The following is a 24,086-nucleotide window of genomic DNA, read 5'->3' on the forward strand; positions in this document are numbered from 1 at the left end:
ATGCAGGTCAGCAAATCGAACAAGCTCGCCAACGTCTGCTACGACATTCGCGGCCCGGTGCTCAAGCACGCCAAACGCCTGGAAGAGGAAGGCCATCGCATCCTCAAGCTGAACATCGGCAACCCGGCGCCCTTTGGTTTCGAAGCCCCCGATGAAATTCTCCAGGACGTCATCCGCAACCTGCCGACCGCGCAAGGCTACAGCGACTCCAAGGGCCTGTTCAGTGCGCGCAAGGCCGTGATGCAGTATTACCAGCAGAAGCAGGTCGAAGGCATCGGCATCGAGGACATCTACCTGGGCAACGGCGTGTCCGAGCTGATCGTGATGTCGATGCAGGCCTTGCTCAACAACGGCGACGAAGTGCTGGTGCCGGCGCCGGATTATCCGCTGTGGACCGCCGCCGTCAGCCTGTCCGGTGGCAACCCGGTGCATTACCTGTGCGACGAGCAGGCCAACTGGTTCCCTGACCTGGCGGACATCAAGGCCAAGATCACCCCGAATACCAAGGCCCTGGTGATCATCAACCCGAACAACCCGACCGGCGCGGTGTATTCCCGCGAGGTGCTGCTGGGCATGCTCGAACTGGCCCGCCAGCACAACCTGGTGGTGTTCTCCGACGAGATCTACGACAAGATCCTCTACGATGACGCCGTGCACGTCTGCACCGCCTCACTGGCACCGGACCTGCTGTGCCTGACCTTCAACGGCCTCTCCAAGTCCTATCGTGTCGCCGGCTTCCGCTCCGGCTGGATCGCCATTTCCGGCCCCAAGCACCACGCCCAGAGCTACATCGAAGGCATCGACATGCTGGCCAACATGCGTCTGTGCGCCAACGTGCCGAGCCAGCATGCAATCCAGACGGCGTTGGGTGGCTACCAGAGCATCAACGACCTGGTCCTGCCCCAGGGCCGTTTGCTGGAACAGCGCAATCGCACCTGGGAACTGCTCAATGACATCCCCGGCGTCAGCTGCGTCAAGCCGATGGGTGCGCTGTATGCCTTCCCGCGAATCGACCCGAAGGTCTGCCCGATCCACAACGACGAGAAATTCGTCCTCGACCTGCTGCTGTCGGAGAAATTGCTGGTCGTCCAGGGCACGGCGTTCAACTGGCCATGGCCGGACCATTTCCGCGTCGTGACCCTGCCGCGGGTTGACGACCTCGATCAGGCCATTGGCCGCATCGGCAATTTCCTCAAATCCTACCGTCAATGATCCAGACGGAGTGCGGGGCGTTCGCCTCGCGCTCTGTTTGATTCAGCAACATATCCATTTTCCTGTCTCCGCAGGTTTCTGACGCGGGGACTCGTTGTCCGATGGACGACGAGACGCAACGTTCACGGGGCGCAGCGGCCACATTTCTTTTCCGGCGCAACTTTCAGAAAAGTCTTTCAAACAATGAGGACCGCTGTAGGACACAGTTTGAAATAGAAGGCGAGTTGAATAGCCTGCGGCAGCACCTTATATACCCCGCATAACGCTACATCTTTAGCATGAGGAGATTGCTACCACCATGATGCGCATCCTGCTGTTCTTGGCCACTAACCTGGCGGTCGTGCTGATTGCCAGCATCACCCTGAGCCTTTTCGGCTTCAACGGGTTCATGGCGGCCAACGGGGTTGATCTCAACCTCAATCAGCTGCTGATCTTCTGTGCGGTGTTCGGTTTTGCCGGTTCCCTCTTCTCGCTGTTCATCTCCAAGTGGATGGCGAAGATGAGCACCGGCACCCAGATCATCAGCCAGCCGCGCACTCGTCACGAACAATGGCTGCTGCAGACCGTCGAGCAGTTGTCCCGTGAAGCCGGGATCAAGATGCCGGAAGTCGGGATCTTCCCGGCGTACGAAGCCAACGCCTTCGCCACCGGCTGGAACAAGAACGACGCCCTGGTCGCCGTCAGCCAGGGCCTGCTGGAACGGTTTTCGCCAGATGAAGTGAAAGCTGTGCTGGCCCACGAGATCGGTCACGTCGCCAACGGCGACATGGTGACTCTGGCGTTGATCCAGGGCGTGGTGAACACCTTCGTCATGTTCTTCGCCCGCATCATCGGCAACTTTGTCGACAAGGTGATTTTCAAGAACGAAGAAGGCCAGGGTATTGCCTACTACGTGGCGACCATCTTCGCCGAGCTGGTCCTGGGCATCCTTGCCAGTGCCATCGTCATGTGGTTCTCGCGCAAACGCGAGTTCCGCGCCGATGACGCCGGTGCGCGACTTGCAGGCACCAGCGCCATGATCGGCGCCCTGCAGCGCCTGCGTGCCGAACAAGGCCTGCCGGTGCACATGCCCGATACCTTGAATGCCTTCGGCATCAACGGCGGCATCAAGCAGGGCCTGGCTCGCATGTTCATGAGCCATCCGCCGCTGGAAGAGCGAATCGACGCACTGCGTCGTCGCGGCTAACCGCCAACTGATACAAGAAAGCCCGCAGCGATGCGGGCTTTCTTTTGCCTGCTAAGTCAAAAGCGGCAGCGGGCCCGTCCGGGACGGGGTCATTGAGCGCACCCCACGACTGGACACCAGATATACCCGCTCATCCAGCCGCTTCACGCCCGCCTGCAAGAACTTCCAACTCTCGCCCAGCACATCCTGCTCCTGCAAGACTTGCAATTGCCACGCCCTGCCCAGCAACCGCTGCACCTCTTCATGTCCTACCGAAAACGGCGGCCCAGGCATCTCGTCCTGGTTGTAGTCCAGGGTAATCAGCAGCCCGACGCAGTCCGGCATTATGTTCTGCAGATGAGCCGCATAGCGCTCGCGCATCGGTGCAGGCAGGGCGATCAGTGCCGCACGGTCATACAACGTCGCGCAATCCGCGACGTCCAAAGACGTCAACGCAAAGACATCACCGCAGCGGATTTCGATGGCACCAGAACGAAATACCTTGAAGGCGCCCTCCTCACTCACGTTTGGCTCAAGCTGATGCTCCTGGAAAAAATCAGTGACGGCCTTTTCCGATAGCTCCACCCCCAGCACGGAAAAACCTTGTTGCGCCAACCACAGCAGATCCAGCGTCTTGCCGCACAAGGGCACCAATACTCGAGTTTCTTCAGGCAATCCCAACTGGGGCCAGAAACGCTGCAAGTAAGGGTTCACTTCCGGCAGATGAAAACCGATCTGGTTGGTTGACCAGCGCTTGTGCCAAAACTCGGGGTCCATTGGAATCGCTCCATAAATTCGATCAAAACGGGTTAAAACTTATATTAGATTTCGATCGTTGACCTGACCGAAGATGAACCCATCTTAACGCTCAGGAGCCCGTCCATGCTGCCCAGCCTGTTTATCTCCCATGGATCACCGATGCTTGCCCTGGAACCCGGGGAGAGCGGCCCGGCCTTGGCTCGCCTGGCCACGCAAATGCCGACGCCCAAGGCCATCGTGATTGTGTCCGCCCATTGGGAGAGCAATGAACTGCTGGTCAGCGCCAACCCGCGACCGCGTACATGGCATGACTTCGGTGGCTTCCCGAAAGCGTTGTACGAAGTGCAATATCCGGCGCCAGGCGATCCCCTGCTGGCAACGCAGGTCGCCGAACTGCTCAATGCAGCGCAATTGCCGGCACGTCTGGAGACAGGGCGGCCATCGGACCATGGCGTCTGGGTGCCGCTGTCGTTGATGTACCCCGAGGCCGATATTCCCGTGGTACAGGTTTCCCTGCCCAGCCAGCGCGGCCCGACACTGCAGACGCAGGTCGGCCGGGCCCTGGCAGGACTGCGCGAACAGGACATCCTGCTGATCGGTTCCGGCAGCATCACGCATAACCTGGGGGATCTGGACTGGAACGCCGGCCCTGACAGCATCGAGCCCTGGGCCAAGGCATTCCGCGATTGGATAGTGGCGCAACTGGCGGCCAACGACGAGTTCGCGTTGCATGATTACCGCCGCCAGGCCCCCAATGCGGTGCGCAGCCATCCCAGCGACGAGCACCTGCTGCCGCTGTATTTTGCCCGGGGGGCAGGTGGTAAATTCAGCATTGCCCATGAAGGGTTCACGATGGGAACGTTGGGGATGGACATTTATCGGTTTGATTGACCGGCAGACCGAGTCGCTCCAATTCGCGAGCAGGCTCGCTCCCACAGGCAATACAAATCCAGTGTGGGAGCGAGCCTGCTCGCGAAGGGCGTCACCCATCTATCCCACCAGCAAATGACAGGCAAAAAAAATCCCCGAACCAGTCGGGGATTTTTTTCATGCTCGATCAATCAGCCTGCGGGCCGATCAATCCTCGCGGTAACGACGCAGCTTGAGCTGCTTGCCAGCCACGCGAGTGTCCTTGAGCTTGGTCAGCAACTTCTCCAGGCCTTCTTCCGGCAGTTCCACCAGGCTGAAGCTGTCACGCACCTGGATGCGACCGATCGCTTCGCGGGCCAGGCCGCCTTCGTTGAGGATCGCGCCCAGCAGGTTCTTGGCGGCAATGCCGTCACGAGCACCCAGCGCGGTACGGCAGCGGGCACGGCCTTCGCCCAGCGGGATCGGCGCGCGACGCTCGCGATCACCACGGTCCGGACGATCACCGGTACGCTCGGGACGATCGCCACGCGGCGCGCTGTTCGGCACCAGTGGACGTTCCTTCTCGATCGCCGCCAGGGTCAGCGCCTGACCGTTGGTAGCCTTGCGCAGCAGGGCAGCGGCCAGGGCACGCGGGGTGCAACCGATGTCGGCGGTCAGGCGATCGAGCAGATCACCGTGGGTCGATTCGGCGTCAGCCACCAGCGGCGACAGGCTGTTGGTCAGTTTCTTGATACGGGCATCGAGGACGGCCTGGGCGTCCGGCAGGCGAACTTCCGCGACCTTCTGACCGGTTACACGCTCGATCACTTGCAGCATGCGGCGCTCACGCGGAGTCACCAGCAGCAGCGCGCGACCTTCCCGACCGGCACGGCCGGTACGGCCGATACGGTGGACGTAGGATTCCGGATCGTACGGCATGTCCACGTTGAACACGTGGGTGATGCGCGGAACGTCCAGACCACGGGCAGCAACGTCGGTCGCCACAACGATGTCCAGACGGCCATCCTTGAGGGAATCGATCACGCGCTCGCGCTGGTTCTGGGCAATATCACCGTTCAGCGCAGCGGCTTTGTAGCCTTTGGCTTCCAGGGCGCTGGCCAGGTCCAGGGTCGCTTGCTTGGTGCGCACGAACATGATCAGGGCGTCGAAGTCTTCCACTTCCAGCAAGCTGAGAACGGCGGAAGTCTTCTGGTCAGCGTGAACCAGCAGGTGAGCCTGCTCGATCGCGGTAACGGTCTGGGTCTTGGTCTGGATCTTCACGTGTTGCGGATCGCGCAGGTGGCGCTCGGCAATGGCACGGATCGATTGCGGCAAGGTGGCCGAGAACAAAACAGTCTGGCGAGTCGCTGGCAGGGCCTTGAAGATGACTTCCAGGTCATCCATGAAGCCCAGCTTGAGCATTTCGTCCGCTTCGTCGAGAACCAAGTGGTTCACGGTAGCGAGGACTTTCTCGTCACGACGCAGGTGGTCGCAGAGACGGCCCGGGGTGGCGACAACGATCTGCGCGCCATTACGGATTGCTTTCAGTTGTGGGCCCATCGGGGCGCCGCCGTAAACGGCCACAACGGTAACGCCAGGCATTTGCTTGGAGTAGGTTTCGAAAGCGGTTGCTACTTGCAGCGCCAACTCACGGGTTGGCGCCAGGATCAGGGCTTGCGGCTCGCGCTTGGCAGGATCGATGCGATGCAGGATCGGCAGGGCGAACGCAGCGGTTTTACCCGTACCGGTTTGCGCCTGGCCAATCATGTCGTGGCCGGCCATGATGATCGGGATCGATTGCTGCTGAATAGCCGAAGGTTCTTCGTAGCCAGTCGCAATGACGGCAGCAAGAATGTTCGGGTTGAGATTAAAAGCGGCGAAGCCGCCGGTTTCCTGGGTCATGGGTCTGCCTCTAAGTGCATCCGCAAAGACCCATGCTCCAAAGCTGCGCATGCCGTGTTGAGACTCAAGAGTCGCCCTGGCTGCTTTGTCGGCGGGGATTTGCGAAAACGAATGAATGAAAAAGAACGTCGTGGAAGCATCCGTTGTGCGGACATGCAACCGAAGCTGGCTTCGGGGAATTGCGCTACCGTGACGCGGCCCGGCTAAAGGCCGGCGCGCACTATACCGGAATTCGTTGAAAAAGGGAGATTTTTTTATCGACGAAGGGTGTGGTGGCGCGCTGTCCAGCAGGCGTTGAGGGCGTTAGCTAAAACGGTTCACCTTTGGATGGCTAAGCCCCTGTGATGAGCTCCCTGTGGCGAGGGAGCTTGCTCCCGCTCGGCTGCGAAGCAGGCGCCTGGGTTGATATCTGGAATCGAAGGGGCCGCTTCGCGGCCCAGCGGGAGCAAGCTCCCTCGCCACGGGGGGAACCCATCCAAAGAACTCTTGCAGATCCTGATCAAGTCGCCGGGCGGATCGCCTTGATCAACGATTGCAACGAATAACCCAGCCGCGGCGCGAGCCCTTCGGCACGGGCCACCAGACCTTGCATGTCCAGTGCCTGGTCCAGGTCCGCCGGCACGATCAGGATGACGTTGCCCTCCTTCACCGGCAACTCCCAGTAGTGCCGGTGATACAAGCCGCGCAAGAGCGCCGCGCCTAGCGGCTTGCCATCGTCGGTGGCCCACTGGTTGATCACCAGCCAGCCGCCGGGATTGAGGCGCTTCTGGCAGTTTTCCAGAAATCCCCAGGCCAGGTGACCGACGCCGGGACCAACATCGGTATAGAGGTCGACGAAAATCAGGTCCGCCGGCTCAGCCGTTTCAAGCAGCTCCAAGGCATCACCGACGCGGATGTACAGGCGCGGATCATCGTCCAGCCCGAGGTATTCGATGGCCAGGCGCGGCACGTCGGGGCGCAGTTCGATGGCCTCGACATCTTCCAGCGGCAGGAACTTGAGACAGGCCTGGGTCAGCGTACCGGCCCCCAGCCCGAGGAACAGCGCGCTCTCCGGTTGCTCGTGGCACAACGCACCGATGAGCATGGCGCGGGTGTAGTCATATTCGAGCCAGCTCGGATCAGCCGTGAACACGCAGCTCTGCTCGATCGCATCGCCAAATTCGAGAAACCGGTAATCGGCCACTTCGAGTACGCGGATCATGCCGAACTCGTCGTGCACCTCGGCGAGCAAATGCTCGACGCGCTCCTCTGTCATTTCCTCTCCTGATGTTGCCGTGCTGGCTCAAGCCCGCGCAAACGGGGCAAAGGCGCGATTATCGGCGAAGCGAGCGGAACAGGTCACGCACTAATTTGCTGATAACATGAGCACCCGAGCGTAAACCACCTAGAGATCATGATGAGCCAACCCTGGAGCCCTGACAGCTGGCGCGCCCTGCCGATCCAGCAACAACCCCGCTACCCCGACGCGGCGCATCTGCTGCAGGTGGAGCAGACCCTGGCCAGTTATCCGCCGTTGGTGTTTGCCGGTGAAGCCCGGGAATTGCGTCGTCAGTTTGCCGAAGTCACCCAGGGTCGGGCATTCCTGCTGCAGGGCGGCGATTGCGCCGAGAGCTTTGCGGAATTTTCCGCCGCCAAGATCCGCGACACCTTCAAGGTGCTGCTGCAAATGGCGATTGTCATGACCTTCGCCGCCGGTTGCCCGGTGGTCAAGGTCGGGCGCATGGCGGGGCAGTTCGCCAAACCGCGCTCGGCCAACGATGAGACGATCAATGGCGTGACACTACCGGCCTACCGGGGCGACATCGTCAACGGCATCGGCTTCGACGAGAAAAGTCGCGTGCCGGATCCGGAGCGGCTTTTGCAGTCCTATCATCAGTCCACCGCGACCCTCAACCTGCTGCGGGCGTTCGCCCAGGGCGGGTTCGCCGATCTGCACCAGGTGCACAAGTGGAACCTGGACTTCATCGCCAACTCGGCCCTGGCGGAAAAGTACAGCCACCTGGCCGACCGCATCGACGAAACCCTGGCATTCATGCGCGCCTGCGGCATGGACAGCTCGCCGCAACTGCGCGAAACCAGTTTTTTCACCGCCCACGAAGCGTTGTTGCTCAACTATGAAGAAGCCTTCGTACGCCGTGACAGCCTGACCAACGATTATTACGACTGCTCGGCCCACATGCTGTGGATCGGCGATCGTACCCGCCAGCTGGACGGAGCGCATGTGGAGTTCCTGCGGGGGGTGAACAACCCTATCGGGGTCAAGGTCGGCCCGAGCATGAACCCTGACGACCTGATCCGCCTGATCGACGTGCTCAACCCGGATAACGACCCCGGTCGACTGAACCTGATCGCGCGGATGGGCGCCAACAAGGTCGCTGATCACCTGCCGCAACTGTTGCGCGCCGTGCAGCGTGAAGGCAAGCAGGTGCTGTGGAGTTCCGACCCGATGCACGGCAATACCATCAAGGCCAGCAGCGGCTACAAGACCCGCGATTTTGCGCAGATTCTTGGCGAGGTGAAGCAGTTCTTCCAGGTGCATGAAGCCGAAGGCACCTACGCCGGCGGGATTCATATCGAGATGACCGGGCAGAACGTCACCGAATGCATCGGCGGCGCCCGACCGATCACCGAAGATGGGTTGTCGGATCGTTACCACACGCACTGCGACCCGCGGATGAATGCCGATCAGTCGCTGGAACTGGCGTTCTTGATTGCCGAGACGTTGAAGCAGGTTCGGCGGTGATTCAGTAGGGGCTTCTTCGCCTGCTCAATCGCTTCGCGAGCAGGCTCGCTCCCACAGGTGATTGGCTGCGGACACAAAAGCCGTGGTCACCATAAATACCTTGTGGGAGCGAGCCTGCTCGCGAAGAGGCCAATTCAGCCACCATCAACCCGCGCCAACGCCACCGCCAACCGCACCCCACCCTCCCGCTGGCAATTGAGCTGCACCCGCTCCAGTCCCAACCAGTCAGCCATGCGCCGCAGATTCATCGCCAGCGCCTGCATGCCCTCCTCGTCAAGCCCCGGCTCTTCTTCATGCACGGCATGCACGGCCAGCCGCCCCAAGGCCCGCTCCGCACGAAGATCGACCCGCGCCGCAATCCGCTCATTGTGCAAAAACGGCAAGACGTAATAGCCATACACGCGCTTGTGCACTGGCGTGTAGATTTCCAGCCGATAGCGGAAGTCGAACAAGCGCTCGGTGCGGCTGCGCTCCCAGACCAGCGAGTCGAACGGCGACAGCAAGGCACTGGCAGCGACCCTGCGGGGGATTTTCACGGTGGGTTGGCACCAGGCCGGCTGCTTCCAGCCCTGCACCTGACATCGCAACAACTCACCCGCCTCCTCCAACTCGGCCAGTCGAGCGCGGGTGTCGGCCGGATCCAGGCGGAAGTAATCACGCAGGTCCTTCTCGGTGCCGACGCCCAAGGCCTGCGCCGCATGCAGGAGCAACGCGCGTTGGGCCTGGGCTTCGTCCGGCTGCGGTTGGCGCAGGACCGACTCGGGCAGCACCCGCTCAGGCAGATCATAGAGCCGCTCGAACCCACGCCGCCCGGCTACGGTGACTTTGCCCGCGGCGAACAGCCATTCCAGCGCATGTTTCTCGGCGCTCCAGTCCCACCAGGGACCGGCCTTCTCTTGACGTGTGGACAAGCTGCCGGCGCCAAGCGCGCCCTGCTCCTGAACCGCCTGAAGGACCCGATGAATCACGTCCTGCTGCTCACGACCAAACCGCGCCAACTGCTGGTAAATGCCTTCGCCACGGGCCGCCCGCGCCATGCGCCAACGCATCAGCGGATACATCGTAACCGGCAGCAACGAAGCTTCATGCCCCCAATATTCAAACAACGTGCGGCGGCGCCCCTGGCTCCAGGCTGCCTGATCGAGCAAGTCGCGATTGTAGTGACCAAGGCGGGAGAACAACGGGAGGTAATGCGAGCGCACCAGCGCATTGACTGAATCGATCTGCACGACGCCGAGGCGCTCGATCAGACGGTTGAGGCGCGCGGGTTGCACCGAAGCTGGCGATGGCCGCCCATCGAATCCCTGGGCGGCCAACGCCAGGCGTCGGGCCTGTTTGAGGGTAAAGGACACAGTCGCGGGCATGGAGATCTCCTTGTCTGCTCGCAACCTACCTCACCATTAAGCGGTTTGTGTAGGGAAGGATGGCTCATTTGTGCATCGGGTCATCCCAGAATGGCCGAACCACTTCCTTTTCAACATCGGCACGGCTGACACCTATGTCCTTGAGCGCCTCATCGCTCATCGAGGCGAGCAGTTCACGCTCGTGGTGCAATTCGTACCAGCGGCTAAACTTGTGCAACAGCGCGCTGAGCGAAAAACCGTGGGATGAGAATTTATCAATCAGCAAATAACCTTTTTGACCTTTCATCGTGATGTCCTCCGTTGGGGATGGCTCTAGTCTCGCGCCAGGGATAAGATCAATCCAACGAATGTTTCTTATGCAATACATCTCGGAGATTGATCAATTGTCGAGTTACCCGAGCATCGATACGGAAGTGCTGCGGACCTTCGTCGCCATCGCCGACCAGGGCGGCTTCACTCGCGCCGGGGAGCTGGTCAACCGTACGCAATCGGCCGTCAGCATGCAGATGAAGCGCCTGGAAGAGGACGTCTTGCAGCGCCGCCTGTTCGAGCGCGACGGGCGGCAGGTCAAGCTCACCGCCGAGGGCCAGGTGTTGCTGGGTTATGCCCGGCGGATCCTCAAGCTGCACAGCGAAGTGTTCAACACGCTGCGCGAACCGCACATGGTCGGCACGGTCCGCATCGGCACGCCGGACGATTATGTGATGCGCTTTTTGCCGGGAATCCTGCAGCGCTTCGCCCAGTTCTATCCACTGATCGAAATCGAAGTGCACTGCGAATCGTCCAAGCAACTGCTGCTGCGCCAGGATCTCGACCTGTCCATCGTCACTCGCAAACCAGGCGACGAGATCGGTCAGTTGCTGCGCAAGGAACGTTTTGTCTGGGCCGAGGCGGCCTGCTTCAACACTCATGAACAAACGCCGCTGCCGCTGGCGATGTTCAACAGTGATTGTTTCTGTAGGCAATGGGCGTGCAATGCGCTGGACGCCATGGGGCGTGATTATCGCGTGGCGTACAACAGCTCAAGCCTGTCGGCGATCATGGCGGTGGTCGGCGCGGGTCTGGCGATCACCGCGCAACTGGAGAGCCTGCTGACCCCGGACATGCGCGTTCTCGGCGAGGCCGAGAACCTGCCGGAGCTGCCCGAGGCCAGCATCATGTTGATCCGCAACCTGCACAATCCGTCGCCGATCACCGAGTGCCTGGCCGAACACATCGTCGAAGGTTTCAAACTTTAAGCAGGAGCAACACCGCGCACAGCACCAGGAAACCGCAGAACAGCCCGCGCAGCAATCGCTCCGGCATCGCGTGGGCGACCTTCACCCCCCAACTGATGCTCATCAGCCCACCGACAGCCAGGGGCAGCCCGATCCACCAGTTCACCTCATGGTGAAATGCATACGTGGCAAGGGTCACGCCGGTGCTGGGCAAGGCCAGCGCCAGGGATAACCCTTGAGCGACGACCTGGGAAGTACCGAACACGCTGGTGAGTATTGGCGTGGCGACAACCGCCCCGCCTACGCCAAACAGTCCGCCCATGGTGCCCGACGCAGCCCCCAGCACGGCTAGCCAAGGCCAGCCGTGGCGCATCCGCGCCGAAGCCGGCGCCGTCGCGGCGAACATGCGGATCAGGTTGTAGGCCGCCAGGACCACCAGGAACACCACAAAACCAATCCGCATGCTTTGCGCGTCAATGCCCACGGCCCAGATGGAGCCAAGCCACGCGAAGCAGAAGCCCATGGATGCCAGCGGCAGGACATGGCGCATTTCGATACGATTACGCTGGTGATAACGCCACAGCGCCAGCATCACGTTGGGGACGACCATCACCAATGCCGTACCTTGGGCGAGGTGCTGATCCAGGCCGAACCATACACCCAGCACTGGAATCGCGATCAGCCCGCCACCAATGCCGAACAATCCCCCCAAAGTGCCCAGCGCGGCGCCCAACAGCAAATACAGCATGACCTCGATCACAGACGACTCTCCCCTTAATCAGGGCGCCTATCCTACCCAGTTGGTGGTCACCAGGAAACGTAACGGCTGATCAATACGTCAGAATTATCTGGTGCATTAAAGGCTTGTCCGCTAGATTCGTAACGATCATTGATGAAAGGTTTTGCCATGACTACCCAACACGACACCCCCGATCCTTGCGAAGCCCTGCTGCTGGAAAACCAGGTCTGCTTCGCCCTGCATTCCACGTCGCTGTTGATGACCAAGGTCTACAAGCCCCTGCTCCAGGCGTTGGGCCTGACCTATCCGCAGTACCTGGCGATGATGGTGCTGTGGGAACAAGACGGGCTGACCGTCGGCGAAATCAGTAACCGCCTGCTCACCGACCCTGGCTCCCTGACCCCGCTGCTCAAGCGCCTGGAGGCCGAAGGCCTGTTGAGTCGCACCCGCAGCCGTGAAGATGAACGCGTGGTCATTGTCGAGCTGACCGAACAGGGCCGCGCCCTGCAGAAAAAGGCCCTCGACATCCCCCAATGCATCCTCGCCGCCAGCGGCCAGACGCTGGAGCAACTGAAAAAACTGCAACATGACCTGCAGGAACTGCGCGGGCATTTGCAGGACAGCCTTTGATTTTCTGACGCAGGCAATCCCTCTGGGAGCGAGCTTGCTCGCGAAGGCGCCGGCACCTCCAGCATCGCCGCCAACTGAACCACCGCTTTCGCGAGCAAGCTCGCTCCCACATTGACCTTCGCTGGTCACAAAATCCGTGACCACCACCAATCCCCTGTGGGAGCGAGCCTGCTCGCGAAGGCTCCGGCACCTCCAACATCGCCGCCAACTGAACCACCGCTTTCGCGAGCAAGCTCGCTCCCACATTGACCTTCGCTGGTCACAAAATCCGTGACCACCACCAATCCCCTGTGGGAGCGAGCCTGCTCGCGAAGGCGCCAGCACCTCCAGCATCGCCGCCAACTGAACCACCGCTTTCGCGAGCAAGCTCGCTCCCACATTGACCTTTACTGGTCACAAAATCCTTGGCCACCACCAATCCCCTGTGGGAGCGAGCCTGCTCGCGAAGACGCCGGCACTTCCAACATCGCCGCCAACTGAACCACCGCTTTCGCGAGCAGGCTCGCTCCCACATTGACCTTTACTGGTCACAAAAATCCGTGGCCACCACCAATCCCCTGTGGGAGCGAGCTTGCTCGCGAAGGCGCCGGCACTTCCAACATCGCCGCCAACTGAACCACCGCTTTCGCGAGCAAGCTCGCTCCCACATTGACCTTCACTGGTCACAAAATCCTTGGCCACCACCAATCCCCTCTGGGAGCGAGCCTGCTCGCGATAGCGTTGGCCGGACTGCCAGACGTCGCACATCAAAAAAATTAAGCCCCCCTAAACCGCTCTAAACCAAGGCTTTCAGCCATCCAGGGTTGATTTGTTCAGACTCATCTCAAAAATTTATATTGCGCGCAAAATATTTGCGCATTACATTCTCTTCACACCTACTTAGCGCGCAAACATTTAGCGCAACAAACCAACCATAAAACGAGGCGTCCACCATGAAAACTCTCTACACCGCAATCGCAACCTCCACCGGCGGCCGTGACGGTCGTGCCATCTCCAGCGACAACATCCTCGACGTCAAACTTGCTACGCCCAAGGAACTCGGCGGTGCGGGCGGTGCTGCGACCAACCCAGAGCAACTGTTCGCCGCCGGCTACTCGGCCTGCTTCATCGGCGCGCTGAAATTTGTCGCCAGCCAGAGCAAACGCAAGATCCCGGACGACGCCTCGATCACCGCTCACGTCGGCATCGGCCAGATCCCCGGTGGTTTCGGTCTCGACATCGACCTGCACATCAGCCTGCCAGGTCTTGACCAGGCCGACGCCCAAAGCCTTGTGGAAGCCGCTCACCAGGTTTGCCCGTACTCCAACGCCACCCGCGGCAACGTTGATGTTCGCCTGCACGTAACCGTCTAAACCCCTACCCCGGACCGACCTTCAAGGAGATTCACATGAACACCCTCAGCAAAGCCCTGACCGGTACCCTTCTCGCCCTGAGCATCAGCAGCGCCTTCGCCGACGGCATCGTCGAGCACAACACCCAGGCGTTCCTTGACGCACTGAATGCCGGCACCGGCAAACCGCTGGAGCAGCTGTCGCCAAAAGATGCCCGTGCCGTACTGGTCGGCGCCCAGGCGGGGGTGAAGTTGACGCTGCCCAAGGCCGACGTCAGCGAGAAAACCATCCAGGTCGATGGCCAGTCGATCAGTCTGACCATCGTTCGTCCGGCCGGGGTCAAGGGTGAGTTGCCCGCGTTCATGTTCTTTCACGGCGGTGGCTGGGTACTGGGCGATTTCCCCACCCATGAACGACTGGTTCGGGATCTGGTGGCGGGTTCGGGTGCCGTTGCGGTGTTCGTCAACTACACACCATCGCCCGAGGCGCATTACCCGGTAGCGATCAACCAGGCCTACGCCGCGACAAAGTGGGTGGCCGAGAATGGCAAACAGATCAATGTCGATGGCAAGCGCCTGGCCGTAGCGGGCAACAGCGTCGGCGGCAACATGGCGGCGGTCGTCGCGCTGATGGCCAAGGACAAGGGTACGCCGGCGATCCGCTTCCAGGCATTGTTGTGGCCGGTGACCGACGCCAGCTTCGAGACGGCGTCCTACAACCAGTTCGCCGAAGGACACTTCCTCAGCAAGAACATGATGAAGTGGTTCTGGGACAACTACACCACCGACGCTGGGCAGCGTAACGAGATCTATGCCTCGCCATTGCGGGCAACTACCGCACAACTCAAGGGCCTGCCGCCGGCGCTGGTGCAGACCGCCGAGGCTGATGTGCTGCGCGACGAAGGTGAAGCCTACGCGCGCAAACTGGATGCGGCGGGTGTACCGGTTACAGCCGTGCGCTACAACGGCATGATCCACGACTATGGCTTGCTTAACGTTGTGAGCGAGGTGCCGGCGGTGCGTTCGGCGATGTTGCAGGCGTCCGAGGAACTCAAGCAACATCTGAAGTAATGGTGGAGCCACAGAGCCCGGATCGAAAATGAAGGAAATAAAAAGCCCGACTCAATGGTCGGGCTTTTCTTTCATACAGAAAGCTTCGCTTATTTAGCGCGGCCTTTGTAGGAACCGCCTTCGCGGGTATCGATCTCGATCATGTCGCCGATTTCGATGAAGTCAGCAACCGACAGTTCGGTGCCGTTCTTCAATTTGGCAGGCTTCATCACCTTGCCGGAAGTGTCACCGCGAGCGGAGCCTTCGGTGTAGTCAACCTGACGCACGATAGTGGTCGGCAGCTCCACGGAAACCAGGCGCTCTTCGAAGAATACGGCTTCGCAGACGTCGGTCATGCCTTCTTCAACGAATGGCAGGACGCTTTCGATGTCTTCGGCGTTCAGTTCGTACATGGTGTAGTCAGTGGTGTCCATGAACGTGTAGGTATCGCCGCTGATGAAAGACAGGGTCGCCTCTTTACGGTCCAGGATCACGTCGTCCAGCTTGTCGTCCGCACCGTAGACGGTTTCGGTCTTGTAGCCGGTCAGCAGGTTTTTCAGCTTGGTCTTCATGATCGCGCTGTTACGACCCGACTTGGTGAATTCAGCTTTCTGAACCAGCCAAGGATCGTTGTCGATACGAATCACGGTACCGGGTTTGAGTTCTTTACCAGTTTTCATTGCGAATATCCGAATTTGGATGGGATTTACAAAAATCTAGGCCGCGTATCATATCCAATTTCGATAAAACTTCACCAGCGCCGTGGCAAGATCGGCTCGAGAGGCCTGTTTCTGGCACCACGCCTGGGCATGTTCGGCGAGCACCTGGTGTTGCTCGCAGGCGGCGCTCCAGTGCTCTGCCACGCCTTGGCCGGCGTTCCAGGCCCGCCAGAGACCGCTGATCGCTTTTTCCGCAGCCTCCGGGAGCCCCTCGGTATACAAGCGGAGAAACGCCTCGAGTTTTTCCAGGTGGACGTCTTCTTCCTGTTGATAGATATGCCAGAGCAGCGGCCGGCCGGCCCACTGCGCGCGCACGAAGGAGTCTTCGCCACGCACGGCGTTGAAATCACAGCACCACAACAGTTGGTCGTATTCATCCTGGCGCACGAAAGGCAGCACCTGCACGGTCAGGGCGCCACGGAGATGCACGGCACCGGCTTTCAGGCCGTCGATACCAACCCAACGCTCCACATCGGCGAGGATGCGGCTTTCCGGAACCAGCACATGCGACGGACGAGCATCCGTCGCCAGCGCATCAAACCAGCTGGCCAAACCGTCGTTCTCATAGGCAAACAGCGAAATCAGCCGCGCCCCGGACTCGCGCTCGACGCCCAATCCTTGCAGGAAAGCCCTTTGTGCCTCGCCATCCTGCTGAAATTCTCGACGGCGCTCCAACAAGCCGGCCTCACGCAGCAAGCCACCGGTGCCCTCCTGAAAGCCCGGAAAAAAGAAATATTTCTGCACATGTTTGTACTTCACCGACGGCAAACCGTGACAACCGATCACCCAGTCCTCGGCGCTCAGGTAATCGAGGTTCATCCACAAAGGCGCCGCCGGACGCTCGGCCATCGCGTCCATGTAGGCGCTGGGCAACTGGCAGGCAAATGCGGCGATCACTACATCGGCAGCTTCGGTGGGCTGCCAGTCCTTGGGCCAGTGACGCACTTGTACGCGTTGCTGCCATTGCTCGGCCAGCGTGACATCGATAGACGGACATAACCGCTCGAAGGCGCGCAGGTCGTCGACCCACAGCCGCACCGCGCATTGATGCTCGGCGACCAATTGCCGAGCCAGGCGCCAGGTGACGCCGATGTCGCCATAGTTATCGACGACGGTGCAAAAAATATCCCAACGCACAGTCATTCCCGACTCCCTGTGGCAAAGCCTGATTGTCCCGCATTAAAGCCGTGAAGCAGAAGGGCCGACGGCGATTAATCTTCATGCGACAATCAACGCATCCTCCATGTTCATCGCCAGGAAGCAGACATGCCCGACCACTCCTCTCCCCGCCTCACGACGTTGCAACTGACGCTGGGCATCGCCTTGGGCCTGTGGCTGGGATTCCTTGCCATCGTGCTGACGGGATGGCTGTTGTCCAGGTTCCTGTTCGATGAGCAACTGGCTCCGGTGGCCGCCGCGGTTCATCAATTGGCGCAGCCGCCGACAGCACTGCCAGCCCCGGAGCCGACCCCAACGCCAACCCCAATGTTCGAGCAGTATCAACAGAACCTGCAGAAGAACGAGCAACGCCAGGCCCTCGACCAGGCCCGCAGCAACCCTCGCAACCTGTCCAACCCCAAGTGTCAATTCTGGCTGCAACAGGACCAAAACGCGCCCAGCGAGAAAAGCCGCGCCAATGTCCTGCAATTCTGCGAATGAACATGAACAAACAGACCGTCCACCAACTGATTCTCGACAAGCTCAGGATTGACCTCGATATCGCCGAACGCGCCGCGCAGACCGCCTACGAAACCGCGACCCACGAGGAAAATATCGCCGAAAACAAATACGACACCCTGGGCCTGGAGGCTTCATACCTTGCCGCCGGGCAAGCCAGGCGCGTGGAGGAAATCCGCCAGGCACTGGTGCTCTGCCAGAACCTGGCGCTGAGACCGTACGATGAAGAACGCGGCATCCAGGTCGGCACATTGATCGGGCTGGAAGATGAGGAGGGTCGCCAGCAGTGGCTGTTCCTGGGACCCGACGCGGCGGGGCTGAAGGTCTCGCTAGTGGGGCAGCCGATTACCGTCATCACCCCTCGCTCGCCCCTGGGACGGGGCCTGCTGGGCAAATTCGAAGGGGATGAAGTGGAGATTGTCGTGGCAGGCGCCCGGCAACAGTTCGCTGTCACCGAGGCGATCTAGAGGTCTGCTTAATGCACCGGCAGTTCGACGCCGTCGAACAGTTCTTCGAGTTCCTGCTTGTTGTGGCACTGGATGGCCTTGGCCATGACTTCCCGAGTCAGGTGCGGGGCAAATTTCTCGATGAAATCGCACATGAATCCGCGCAGGAACGTACCGCGGCGGAAACCGATCTTGGTCACGCTGGATTCGAACAGCTCGCTGGCGTCCAGAACCACCAGGTCATTGTCGAGCTTGGTGTCGACCGCCATCTTCGCGACGATGCCCACGCCCAGTCCGAGGCGCACATAGGTCTTGATCACGTCGGCGTCGGCAGCGGTGAACACCACTTTCGGGGTCAGGCCGCGATGGCTGAAAGCTTCGTCGAGTTTTGAACGACCGGTGAAACCGAACACATAAGTCACGATCGGGTATTCGGCCAGCGCTTCGAGGGTCAGCTTCGGCAGCTTGGTCAGCGGGTGCCCCTGAGGCACGACCACGCAGCGGTTCCAGCGATAGCACGGCATCATCACCAGGTCCCCGAACAGCTCCAGGGCCTCGGTGGCAATGGCGAAATCGACGGTGCCGTCAGCGGCCATTTCGGCGATCTGCATCGGCGACCCCTGGTGCATGTGCAGCGCCACGTCAGGGTATTGCTTGATGAAATTGCTGATAACCGGCGGCAAGGCATAACGCGCCTGGGTGTGGGTGGTCGCGATGGACAGGGTGCCTTTTTTCTCGTTGGAGAATTCCTGGGCGATCTGCTTGATGCTTTCGACCTTGCGCAGGATCTCGCCGGCGGTGGTGATGATGCGTTCACCGGCGGGAGTGACGCGAGTCAGGTGCTTGCCGCTGCGGGCGAAGACTTCGACGCCCAGCTCGTCTTCCAGGAGGCGGATCTGCTTGCTGATGCCAGGTTGCGACGTGTAGAGGCTTTGAGCGGTTGCGGAAACGTTGAGGTCGTGGTGCGCCACTTCCCAGATGTAGCGCAGTTGTTGAAGCTTCATATGTATCCCTCAAAGCAGTTGGACGTCACGGGCATCAGCGACGGTGTATATAACTATATGAATGGTCGCACCAATAAATCTAGAACTTTTTATAAAAAGCCATCATTTAGCCTCAAGCTTCGCCCTGGCGCCTGCGCTGGACCAGCGGCACCAGGTAGACCGGCACGCGGGATAACTGCAATACCCGCGCGGCGGTCCTGCCCAACGGCGTCTCGCCGCTCGCCCCCTGGCAATGACTGCCTACGATCAGCAAATCGACAGAGAGTTTCGCAGCCTGTTCAAGAATGACCTGGGAGGGGTCGCCCTGGAACACCCGAACCGACTTGATCAATTTCAGGTCCTGCTGCCCCTCGCCCAACTCTTCGCGAAAATTGTCGAGGACCCGCTGCTCGATGTTAGCCATCACCGTACTCAGACCCTGGCGATGAAATTCGTTCAACGCCTGCTCGTCGAGATAGCTCTGCAACACCGATTCGGCGAACAGCCCCATCGGCTCTACCGCATGCACCACATACAACTCGGCTTCAAACGTCCGTGCCAACGCCAAGGCATGCTGCATCACATACGGGGCGTACAGCCCCAGGTCCGTGGCATACAGCATCGAACGAATCATGTGACCTCCTCGAGTGCCAGGATGGCGGAGATTGATTCAGCTTAGCAGCGCCCCGGGGAACGGGCGCTCAGGGCTTCACTTCGTTACTGATGCCGTGGGGCACATGCCCGGTGGCGACCACTTCCCGGGCAAGTTCGCAGTGCCCGGTCTGGTCGTCGAAAAACACGTCGGCGGCAAAGGCTTCGAGGAAGGCGGACTTGGTCAGGCCGCCGAGAAACAGCGACTCGTCCAGGCGGATGTCCCATTCGCGCAACGTGCGGATGACCCGCTCATGGGCCGGCGCCGAACGGGCGGTGACCAGCGCGGTCCGGATCGGGCAGGCGTCCTCGGGGAATTCGCGTTGAAGCGCATTGAGCGCCGCCAGGAACCCCTTGAACGGCCCTCCTCGCAGCGGCTCGCGCGCGGCCTGACGTTCGCTGGCCTGGAACGCCTCCAGGCCACCAGCCTGATAGACGCGCTCAGACTCGTCGGAAAATAGCACCGCGTCGCCGTCAAAGGCGATGCGCAGCTCTTCGCTGGCGGCGCGGCTGGCACCGCCCGAAAGGATCGTCGCCGCGGCAAATCCGGCATCCAGGGCACTGCGTACATCTTCAGCGTGAGTGGAGAGGAACAGGTCACAGCCGAAAGCCTTGAGGTACGGGTATGGGCTGCGACCGCCGACAAACGCGGCACGGGAAATCGCCAGTCCATAGTGGTGAATCGAGTTGAATACCCGCAGGCCGGTGTCGGCGCTGTTACGCGAAACCAGGATGACCTCGACGCGGGCACGGCCCAGGTGCTCGTTGAGGTTGAGCAGTTTCTGCACGAGCGCGAAGGCATCCCCCGGTTCAAGGACTTCATCCTCATGTTCGATCTGGTATTGCCGATAGGCTTCGACGCCCCCCGACAGGTAAACCTTGTGGCTTTCGCTCAGGTCGAACAGCGCTCGCGACGAAATCGCCAGCACCAGCCTGTCATCGATATTGTTTGCCATGCTTCCCCCGTTTCGTCCGATCAGCGGTTGCGTCGATCGATGAACGCCAGTGCCTGATACAAGGCTTCGATTTTCGGCAACTCGCACCCCGCCGCCCTGGCCCTCGCCAGTGGCCGAGCGTAGATCGCCTCCAGCTCCAACGGGCGCCGTTGGGAATAGTCGTGGTACATGCTGGGCCAATAGTCGGGCATTTTTCCGGTCATCGTGAACAGATATTCCGCGTAGCCTGGCGCGATCTCATGACCGCAGGCTTGTGCGCCACGCACCACTTCAGCCATCAGCGCCTGGATCAGTCCACGACTGTGGTCGTCGGCCATCAACGGCGTGGTGCTCGCGCCAAGCAGAACCGAAAGGCCGTTATAGGGCACGTTCCACACCAGTTTCTGCCAGCGTGCCTGCCCGAGGTCTGGCATGGCCTGGGAATCCAGGCCCGCAGCCCGGAACAGCCCCGCTCCCTCCTCGACGATCGCCATGCGTGCGGCCTGATCCGTCCCAGCACCGCTGTGGTAACCGATGTTGATTGCCCCGAGCGCCTGGTGGGCAATGACGCCCGGGCCGAGCCGATTGACGCAGATCAGGCACAAGCCGCCAAGCAGGTGCAGTGAATCGGGTAACAATGGTCGCAGTTCCTCTTCGACATCGAGGCCATTCTGAAGCAACAGGACTTTCGCGCCGTCGGCCGCGGCCTGGATGATGGCTGGGGCCAGGTCGGCATTGCTGGTGGTCTTGGCACCGACCAGCAGCCAGTCGCAAGGCGGCATGTCGGCCGCCGAGCGATAGGCCTGGGCCGGCTGGAGCGTCAGCGCGCCATGCACCGCGCTGTCGACCCGCAGGCCAGCCTCGGCCACGGCGGCAAATTCGCTGCGCAGCAGAAAGTGAACGTCGTAGCCGGCACGAGCCAGCATCACGCCATAGAACCCGCCAATCGCGCCGGTGCCGATCACCCCGATCCTCGGTTTACCGCCTGCCTGCATCACACGACTCCTCTGGTGAACAATCCCTGCACACTATCGGCGCGAGCGGCCAGGCATGCAAACGTCCTTACACCCGGTTACCTATTCCTTCGCGGGCCGACTCGATCACGGTTACCCGGAAAATAGGGGAGTAAACCCGCCCCTGCCCATTGTCGAGCCACCTCTTAACGCGCTAAGGTTCGGCTCCCCGCCGCGCTTAAATCCGCTGTGCACCGCCGCGCGGGGATCGCTGGCGGCCGGCACCCGTGACCTGACGAGTAACACGATGGCTGATTTACCGATCAATGACCTTAACGTCGCCTCCAACGAGACCCTCATCACGCCTGACCAGCTCAAGCGCGATATCCCCCTGAGCGATGCTGCACTGCGCACCGTGACCAAGGGCCGGGAAGTCATCCGCAACATTCTCGACGGCACCGACCATCGCCTGTTCGTGGTCATCGGGCCCTGCTCGATCCATGACATCAAGGCCGCCCATGAATATGCCGAGCGCCTGAAAGTGCTCGCGGCGGAAGTCTCCGACACCTTGTACCTGGTGATGCGGGTGTATTTCGAAAAGCCCCGGACCACCGTCGGCTGGAAAGGCCTGATCAACGACCCTTACCTGGACGACTCCTTCAAGATCCAGGATGGCCTGCACATCGGTCGCCAGTTGCTGCTGGACCTGGCCGAAATGGGCTTGCCCACCGCCACCGAAGCCCTGGACCCGATCTCCCCGCAATACCTGCAGGACCTGATCAGCTGGTCGGCCATCGGCGCGCGCACCACCGAATCCCAGACCCACCGCGAAATGGCTTCCGGCCTGTCATCGGCAGTGGGCTTCAAGAACGGCACCGACGGCGGCCTCACCGTGGCGATCAACGCCTTGCAATCGGTGTCCAGTCCTCACCGTTTCCTGGGCATCAACCAGGAAGGCGGCGTTTCGATCGTCACCACCAAGGGCAACGCCTACGGCCACGTCGTGCTGCGTGGCGGCAACGGCAAGCCGAACTATGACTCGGTCAGCGTCGCGCTGTGCGAGCAGGCGCTGAACAAGGCGAACATCAAGCCGAACATCATGGTTGATTGCAGCCACGCCAACTCCAACAAGGATCCGGCATTGCAGCCGCTGGTGATGGAAAACGTCGCCAACCAGATCCTCGAGGGCAACCAGTCGATCATCGGCCTGATGGTCGAAAGCCATTTGAACTGGGGCTGCCAGGCGATTCCGAAGGATCTCGCCGATTTGCAGTACGGCGTCTCCATCACCGATGCCTGCATCGACTGGAGCGCCACCGAAAAGACCCTGCGCGGCATGCACGCCAAACTCAAGGACGTGCTGCCAAAGCGTCAGCGCAGCTGATCGGGCTTTATCCCCCAAACTTCAACACATAAAAAAACGCCGGGCTTCTCAGTCCGGCGTTTTTTTATCAGGAATCATTGCGTCAGAGCTTCGCCGCGTGCCGCTGGTGCCGCTCCATGTAGCGCTCCACATAGGAGCAGGACGGGATTACCGTGTAGCCCATTTCTTCAGCATACTTCAACGCCTCTTCGGTCAACTTCGCAGCAATCCCCCTGCCACGCAGCGCGTTAGGCACGAAGGTGCGATAGATGTCCAGCGTCTGTTTGCCCAGGTCCATGTAGGTCAGATAGGCACGATGACCGTCCACAATGGTCTCGAACTGATGACCAGCCTGGTCATGGTGGATGGAAACCGCCTCGCTCATCACTACTCCTCGCGGGTCTGAATGCCGACCCCTACCTTACCGATGTTTTTCCGGCGAAGGAACATCTACGCCACCCCGTGCCTGTCTGGTCACCGAGCGCAAAAAACCAATCGCTCAAACCCGAGCACGTCGTGAATAGTAGGCACCAATGACGCAAATGCTCAAGGCACGCCTGTCACCGAGGTGTTAAACCCCGACGGGTTTATCGATTGAGCGACACGGTCGCGCGGTAGTCGCCCAAGGCGCAATAGGTGAACATCGCCAGTTGTTGAGTCTTGGACGAGCGCCGATTGTTAAAGTCACCGTCACCGGCAATAAAAAGATGCCGGGACGATTGCACAAAAAATGAACAAAACTCTAAGGGAATCAATAAACAGCGACTTTAGCGCAGGCCTGTGAGTTGTCGCGTCAACGGAACTTTTCTTCATCGCCGTGCTCCATTCCGGGGCTTGGCGCTGGATATTTTTCAAACACCGCTCGGAAAAGTTGCTTGAAAAAGAATCACCGCCTACAATTTTTTTGCTTCTTGCGCTACGTCAGTTTACTTACTACAAGTAATGAGTAGTATGTACGCCGGCTAACTCCTCACTCTGGGGAGACAGTCACTAAATAGAAAGTCCTTTGAAGGGGAACACGATGAACAACGTTCTGAAATTCTCTGCTCTGGCCCTGGCCGCAGTTCTGGCTACCGGTTGCAGCAGCGCATCGAAAGAAACCGAAGCACGTCTGACTGCCACCGAAGACGCAGCAGCTCGCGCCCAAGCTCGTGCAGACGAAGCCTACCGCAAAGCTGATGAAGCTCTGGCTGCTGCTCAAAAAGCACAACAGACTGCTGACGAAGCTAACGAGCGTGCTCTGCGCATGCTGGAAAAAGCTAGCCGCAAGTAATAGTCCTTCGGGATTGTTATCGAGCCGACCCATTACTGGGTCGGCTTTTTTATTGCCCGGAGTTTTCCCCGGCGATAAAAAACCCGCCGACATCCTCGGATGTGGGCGGGTCAGGTTGGCGCGTCG

General features: G+C 60.4%; 25 protein-coding genes. 12 read left to right on the forward strand and 13 right to left on the reverse strand.

Translation table 11 applies throughout. The features are described 5' to 3' along the window. Together J3P97_RS18475 and htpX are read left to right on the forward strand one after the other, a co-directional pair. Positions 1 to 1,212: a pyridoxal phosphate-dependent aminotransferase gene (locus tag J3P97_RS18475; protein WP_018603142.1), complete on the forward strand. Its 1,212-nt coding sequence runs from the start codon at positions 1 to 3 to the stop codon at positions 1,210 to 1,212. A 298-nt stretch (positions 1,213 to 1,510) separates the two neighbouring features. Continuing rightward, complete coding sequence (gene htpX / locus J3P97_RS18480; RefSeq protein ID WP_003183732.1) at positions 1,511 to 2,398, forward strand: protease HtpX; 888 nt, start codon at positions 1,511 to 1,513, stop codon at positions 2,396 to 2,398. 51 nt (positions 2,399 to 2,449) lie between these two features. On the opposite strand, the gene J3P97_RS18485 is transcribed toward htpX, so the two are convergent. Further along, on the reverse strand, positions 2,450 to 3,154 hold the full coding sequence (locus J3P97_RS18485) for a thiopurine S-methyltransferase (RefSeq protein ID WP_434572819.1): 705 nt from the start codon (positions 3,152 to 3,154) through the stop codon (positions 2,450 to 2,452). Between the two features lie 105 nt (positions 3,155 to 3,259). Here J3P97_RS18485 and J3P97_RS18490 point away from each other — a divergent pair, with 105 nt between their 5' ends. Next, complete coding sequence (locus J3P97_RS18490; protein WP_434601399.1) at positions 3,260 to 4,027, forward strand: DODA-type extradiol aromatic ring-opening family dioxygenase; 768 nt, start codon at positions 3,260 to 3,262, stop codon at positions 4,025 to 4,027. 186 nt (positions 4,028 to 4,213) lie between these two features. Here the strand turns inward: J3P97_RS18490 and J3P97_RS18495 are convergent, their stop codons facing one another. Beyond that, positions 4,214 to 5,887 (reverse strand): DEAD/DEAH box helicase, encoded by a 1,674-nt coding sequence (locus J3P97_RS18495; RefSeq protein ID WP_305499776.1) that lies wholly within the window; start codon positions 5,885 to 5,887, stop codon positions 4,214 to 4,216. Between the two features lie 499 nt (positions 5,888 to 6,386). Next, the gene (locus J3P97_RS18500; RefSeq protein WP_305499774.1) at positions 6,387 to 7,142 is read right to left on the reverse strand and encodes a spermidine synthase; all 756 of its coding nucleotides are present in this window, start codon (positions 7,140 to 7,142) and stop codon (positions 6,387 to 6,389) included. Positions 7,143 to 7,283: 141 nt separating this feature from the next. Here J3P97_RS18500 and J3P97_RS18505 point away from each other — a divergent pair, with 141 nt between their 5' ends. After that, entirely contained in the window at positions 7,284 to 8,630 is a 1,347-nt protein-coding gene (locus J3P97_RS18505; protein WP_434672472.1) for a class II 3-deoxy-7-phosphoheptulonate synthase, read from the forward strand. Between the two features lie 134 nt (positions 8,631 to 8,764). On the opposite strand, the gene J3P97_RS18510 is transcribed toward J3P97_RS18505, so the two are convergent. Then, entirely contained in the window at positions 8,765 to 9,994 is a 1,230-nt protein-coding gene (locus J3P97_RS18510; protein ID WP_434672473.1) for a winged helix-turn-helix domain-containing protein, read from the reverse strand. Positions 9,995 to 10,058: 64 nt separating this feature from the next. Next, positions 10,059 to 10,280 (reverse strand): DUF1127 domain-containing protein, encoded by a 222-nt coding sequence (locus J3P97_RS18515; RefSeq protein ID WP_305499769.1) that lies wholly within the window; start codon positions 10,278 to 10,280, stop codon positions 10,059 to 10,061. 97 nt (positions 10,281 to 10,377) lie between these two features. Between J3P97_RS18515 and J3P97_RS18520 the strand changes: the two genes are divergently transcribed. Continuing rightward, positions 10,378 to 11,232: a LysR substrate-binding domain-containing protein gene (locus tag J3P97_RS18520; protein WP_420764840.1), complete on the forward strand. Its 855-nt coding sequence runs from the start codon at positions 10,378 to 10,380 to the stop codon at positions 11,230 to 11,232. On the opposite strand, the gene J3P97_RS18525 is transcribed toward J3P97_RS18520, so the two are convergent. Beyond that, positions 11,222 to 11,959 (reverse strand): sulfite exporter TauE/SafE family protein, encoded by a 738-nt coding sequence (locus tag J3P97_RS18525; RefSeq protein WP_434631224.1) that lies wholly within the window; start codon positions 11,957 to 11,959, stop codon positions 11,222 to 11,224. The genes J3P97_RS18520 and J3P97_RS18525 overlap by 11 nt on opposite strands. A 159-nt stretch (positions 11,960 to 12,118) precedes the next feature. Here J3P97_RS18525 and J3P97_RS18530 point away from each other — a divergent pair, with 159 nt between their 5' ends. From J3P97_RS18530 to J3P97_RS18540, 3 genes are all read left to right on the forward strand, one after another. Continuing rightward, on the forward strand, positions 12,119 to 12,580 hold the full coding sequence (locus J3P97_RS18530) for a MarR family winged helix-turn-helix transcriptional regulator (RefSeq protein ID WP_434572811.1): 462 nt from the start codon (positions 12,119 to 12,121) through the stop codon (positions 12,578 to 12,580). Between the two features lie 932 nt (positions 12,581 to 13,512). Continuing rightward, entirely contained in the window at positions 13,513 to 13,932 is a 420-nt protein-coding gene (locus tag J3P97_RS18535; RefSeq protein WP_305499765.1) for an organic hydroperoxide resistance protein, read from the forward strand. Positions 13,933 to 13,967: 35 nt separating this feature from the next. Beyond that, positions 13,968 to 14,981 carry an alpha/beta hydrolase gene (locus J3P97_RS18540; protein ID WP_434672474.1) on the forward strand — a complete coding sequence of 338 codons (1,014 nt, stop codon included), beginning with the start codon at positions 13,968 to 13,970 and terminating at the stop codon, positions 14,979 to 14,981. A gap of 89 nt (positions 14,982 to 15,070) precedes the next feature. Here J3P97_RS18540 and J3P97_RS18545 read toward each other — a convergent pair whose 3' ends face one another. Both J3P97_RS18545 and earP read right to left on the reverse strand, forming a co-directional pair. Continuing rightward, complete coding sequence (locus J3P97_RS18545) at positions 15,071 to 15,640, reverse strand: elongation factor P (RefSeq protein ID WP_003226785.1); 570 nt, start codon at positions 15,638 to 15,640, stop codon at positions 15,071 to 15,073. Positions 15,641 to 15,688: 48 nt separating this feature from the next. After that, complete coding sequence (gene earP, locus J3P97_RS18550; protein WP_434672475.1) at positions 15,689 to 16,822, reverse strand: elongation factor P maturation arginine rhamnosyltransferase EarP; 1,134 nt, start codon at positions 16,820 to 16,822, stop codon at positions 15,689 to 15,691. A gap of 123 nt (positions 16,823 to 16,945) precedes the next feature. On the opposite strand from earP, the gene J3P97_RS18555 reads away from it, so the two are divergent. After that, positions 16,946 to 17,338 carry a hypothetical protein gene (locus J3P97_RS18555; protein WP_434672476.1) on the forward strand — a complete coding sequence of 131 codons (393 nt, stop codon included), beginning with the start codon at positions 16,946 to 16,948 and terminating at the stop codon, positions 17,336 to 17,338. A 2-nt stretch (positions 17,339 to 17,340) separates the two neighbouring features. Beyond that, on the forward strand, positions 17,341 to 17,823 hold the full coding sequence (locus tag J3P97_RS18560; RefSeq protein ID WP_305499756.1) for a GreA/GreB family elongation factor: 483 nt from the start codon (positions 17,341 to 17,343) through the stop codon (positions 17,821 to 17,823). An 8-nt stretch (positions 17,824 to 17,831) separates the two neighbouring features. Here J3P97_RS18560 and cysB read toward each other — a convergent pair whose 3' ends face one another. From cysB to J3P97_RS18580, 4 genes are all read right to left on the reverse strand, one after another. Next, a complete protein-coding gene (cysB, locus tag J3P97_RS18565; protein ID WP_003183769.1) occupies positions 17,832 to 18,806 on the reverse strand; it encodes an HTH-type transcriptional regulator CysB in 975 nt (324 codons plus the stop codon). A 112-nt stretch (positions 18,807 to 18,918) separates the two neighbouring features. After that, positions 18,919 to 19,419, reverse strand: a complete 501-nt coding sequence (locus tag J3P97_RS18570; protein WP_305499752.1) for a universal stress protein — start codon at positions 19,417 to 19,419, stop codon at positions 18,919 to 18,921. Between the two features lie 67 nt (positions 19,420 to 19,486). Continuing rightward, positions 19,487 to 20,392: a 5'-nucleotidase gene (locus tag J3P97_RS18575; RefSeq protein WP_434572801.1), complete on the reverse strand. Its 906-nt coding sequence runs from the start codon at positions 20,390 to 20,392 to the stop codon at positions 19,487 to 19,489. A 20-nt stretch (positions 20,393 to 20,412) separates the two neighbouring features. Continuing rightward, on the reverse strand, positions 20,413 to 21,366 hold the full coding sequence (locus J3P97_RS18580) for a putative 2-dehydropantoate 2-reductase (protein ID WP_434601404.1): 954 nt from the start codon (positions 21,364 to 21,366) through the stop codon (positions 20,413 to 20,415). Positions 21,367 to 21,631: 265 nt separating this feature from the next. Between J3P97_RS18580 and J3P97_RS18585 the strand changes: the two genes are divergently transcribed. Then, positions 21,632 to 22,708, forward strand: a complete 1,077-nt coding sequence (locus J3P97_RS18585; protein ID WP_305499748.1) for a 3-deoxy-7-phosphoheptulonate synthase — start codon at positions 21,632 to 21,634, stop codon at positions 22,706 to 22,708. Between the two features lie 82 nt (positions 22,709 to 22,790). Here J3P97_RS18585 and J3P97_RS18590 read toward each other — a convergent pair whose 3' ends face one another. Beyond that, positions 22,791 to 23,072: a GNAT family N-acetyltransferase gene (locus J3P97_RS18590; protein ID WP_186610534.1), complete on the reverse strand. Its 282-nt coding sequence runs from the start codon at positions 23,070 to 23,072 to the stop codon at positions 22,791 to 22,793. 636 nt (positions 23,073 to 23,708) lie between these two features. Between J3P97_RS18590 and oprI the strand changes: the two genes are divergently transcribed. Beyond that, positions 23,709 to 23,960: an outer membrane lipoprotei OprI gene (gene oprI, locus J3P97_RS18595; protein WP_011335311.1), complete on the forward strand. Its 252-nt coding sequence runs from the start codon at positions 23,709 to 23,711 to the stop codon at positions 23,958 to 23,960. Positions 23,961 to 24,086 lie beyond the last annotated feature (126 nt).

The organism is Pseudomonas sp. R1-15 (genome assembly GCF_051132085.1).
GTDB lineage: Bacteria > Pseudomonadota > Gammaproteobacteria > Pseudomonadales > Pseudomonadaceae > Aquipseudomonas.

Bases quoted from the DNA above. Each gene is read 5' to 3' on its own strand.
- J3P97_RS18475 (WP_018603142.1), top strand. From the start codon at position 1: ATGCAGGTCAGCAAATCGAACAAGCTCGCCAACGTCTGCTACGACATT.
- htpX (WP_003183732.1), top strand. From the start codon at position 1,511: ATGATGCGCATCCTGCTGTTCTTGGCCACTAACCTGGCGGTCGTGCTG.
- J3P97_RS18485 (WP_434572819.1), bottom strand. From the start codon at position 3,154: ATGGACCCCGAGTTTTGGCACAAGCGCTGGTCAACCAACCAGATCGGT.
- J3P97_RS18490 (WP_434601399.1), top strand. From the start codon at position 3,260: ATGCTGCCCAGCCTGTTTATCTCCCATGGATCACCGATGCTTGCCCTG.
- J3P97_RS18495 (WP_305499776.1), bottom strand. From the start codon at position 5,887: ATGACCCAGGAAACCGGCGGCTTCGCCGCTTTTAATCTCAACCCGAAC.
- J3P97_RS18500 (WP_305499774.1), bottom strand. From the start codon at position 7,142: ATGACAGAGGAGCGCGTCGAGCATTTGCTCGCCGAGGTGCACGACGAG.
- J3P97_RS18505 (WP_434672472.1), top strand. From the start codon at position 7,284: ATGAGCCAACCCTGGAGCCCTGACAGCTGGCGCGCCCTGCCGATCCAG.
- J3P97_RS18510 (WP_434672473.1), bottom strand. From the start codon at position 9,994: ATGCCCGCGACTGTGTCCTTTACCCTCAAACAGGCCCGACGCCTGGCG.
- J3P97_RS18515 (WP_305499769.1), bottom strand. From the start codon at position 10,280: ATGAAAGGTCAAAAAGGTTATTTGCTGATTGATAAATTCTCATCCCAC.
- J3P97_RS18525 (WP_434631224.1), bottom strand. From the start codon at position 11,959: ATGCTGTATTTGCTGTTGGGCGCCGCGCTGGGCACTTTGGGGGGATTG.
- J3P97_RS18530 (WP_434572811.1), top strand. From the start codon at position 12,119: ATGACTACCCAACACGACACCCCCGATCCTTGCGAAGCCCTGCTGCTG.
- J3P97_RS18535 (WP_305499765.1), top strand. From the start codon at position 13,513: ATGAAAACTCTCTACACCGCAATCGCAACCTCCACCGGCGGCCGTGAC.
- J3P97_RS18540 (WP_434672474.1), top strand. From the start codon at position 13,968: ATGAACACCCTCAGCAAAGCCCTGACCGGTACCCTTCTCGCCCTGAGC.
- J3P97_RS18545 (WP_003226785.1), bottom strand. From the start codon at position 15,640: ATGAAAACTGGTAAAGAACTCAAACCCGGTACCGTGATTCGTATCGAC.
- earP (WP_434672475.1), bottom strand. From the start codon at position 16,822: ATGACTGTGCGTTGGGATATTTTTTGCACCGTCGTCGATAACTATGGC.
- J3P97_RS18555 (WP_434672476.1), top strand. From the start codon at position 16,946: ATGCCCGACCACTCCTCTCCCCGCCTCACGACGTTGCAACTGACGCTG.
- J3P97_RS18560 (WP_305499756.1), top strand. From the start codon at position 17,341: ATGAACAAACAGACCGTCCACCAACTGATTCTCGACAAGCTCAGGATT.
- cysB (WP_003183769.1), bottom strand. From the start codon at position 18,806: ATGAAGCTTCAACAACTGCGCTACATCTGGGAAGTGGCGCACCACGAC.
- J3P97_RS18570 (WP_305499752.1), bottom strand. From the start codon at position 19,419: ATGATTCGTTCGATGCTGTATGCCACGGACCTGGGGCTGTACGCCCCG.
- J3P97_RS18575 (WP_434572801.1), bottom strand. From the start codon at position 20,392: ATGGCAAACAATATCGATGACAGGCTGGTGCTGGCGATTTCGTCGCGA.
- J3P97_RS18580 (WP_434601404.1), bottom strand. From the start codon at position 21,366: ATGCAGGCAGGCGGTAAACCGAGGATCGGGGTGATCGGCACCGGCGCG.
- J3P97_RS18585 (WP_305499748.1), top strand. From the start codon at position 21,632: ATGGCTGATTTACCGATCAATGACCTTAACGTCGCCTCCAACGAGACC.
- J3P97_RS18590 (WP_186610534.1), bottom strand. From the start codon at position 23,072: ATGAGCGAGGCGGTTTCCATCCACCATGACCAGGCTGGTCATCAGTTC.
- oprI (WP_011335311.1), top strand. From the start codon at position 23,709: ATGAACAACGTTCTGAAATTCTCTGCTCTGGCCCTGGCCGCAGTTCTG.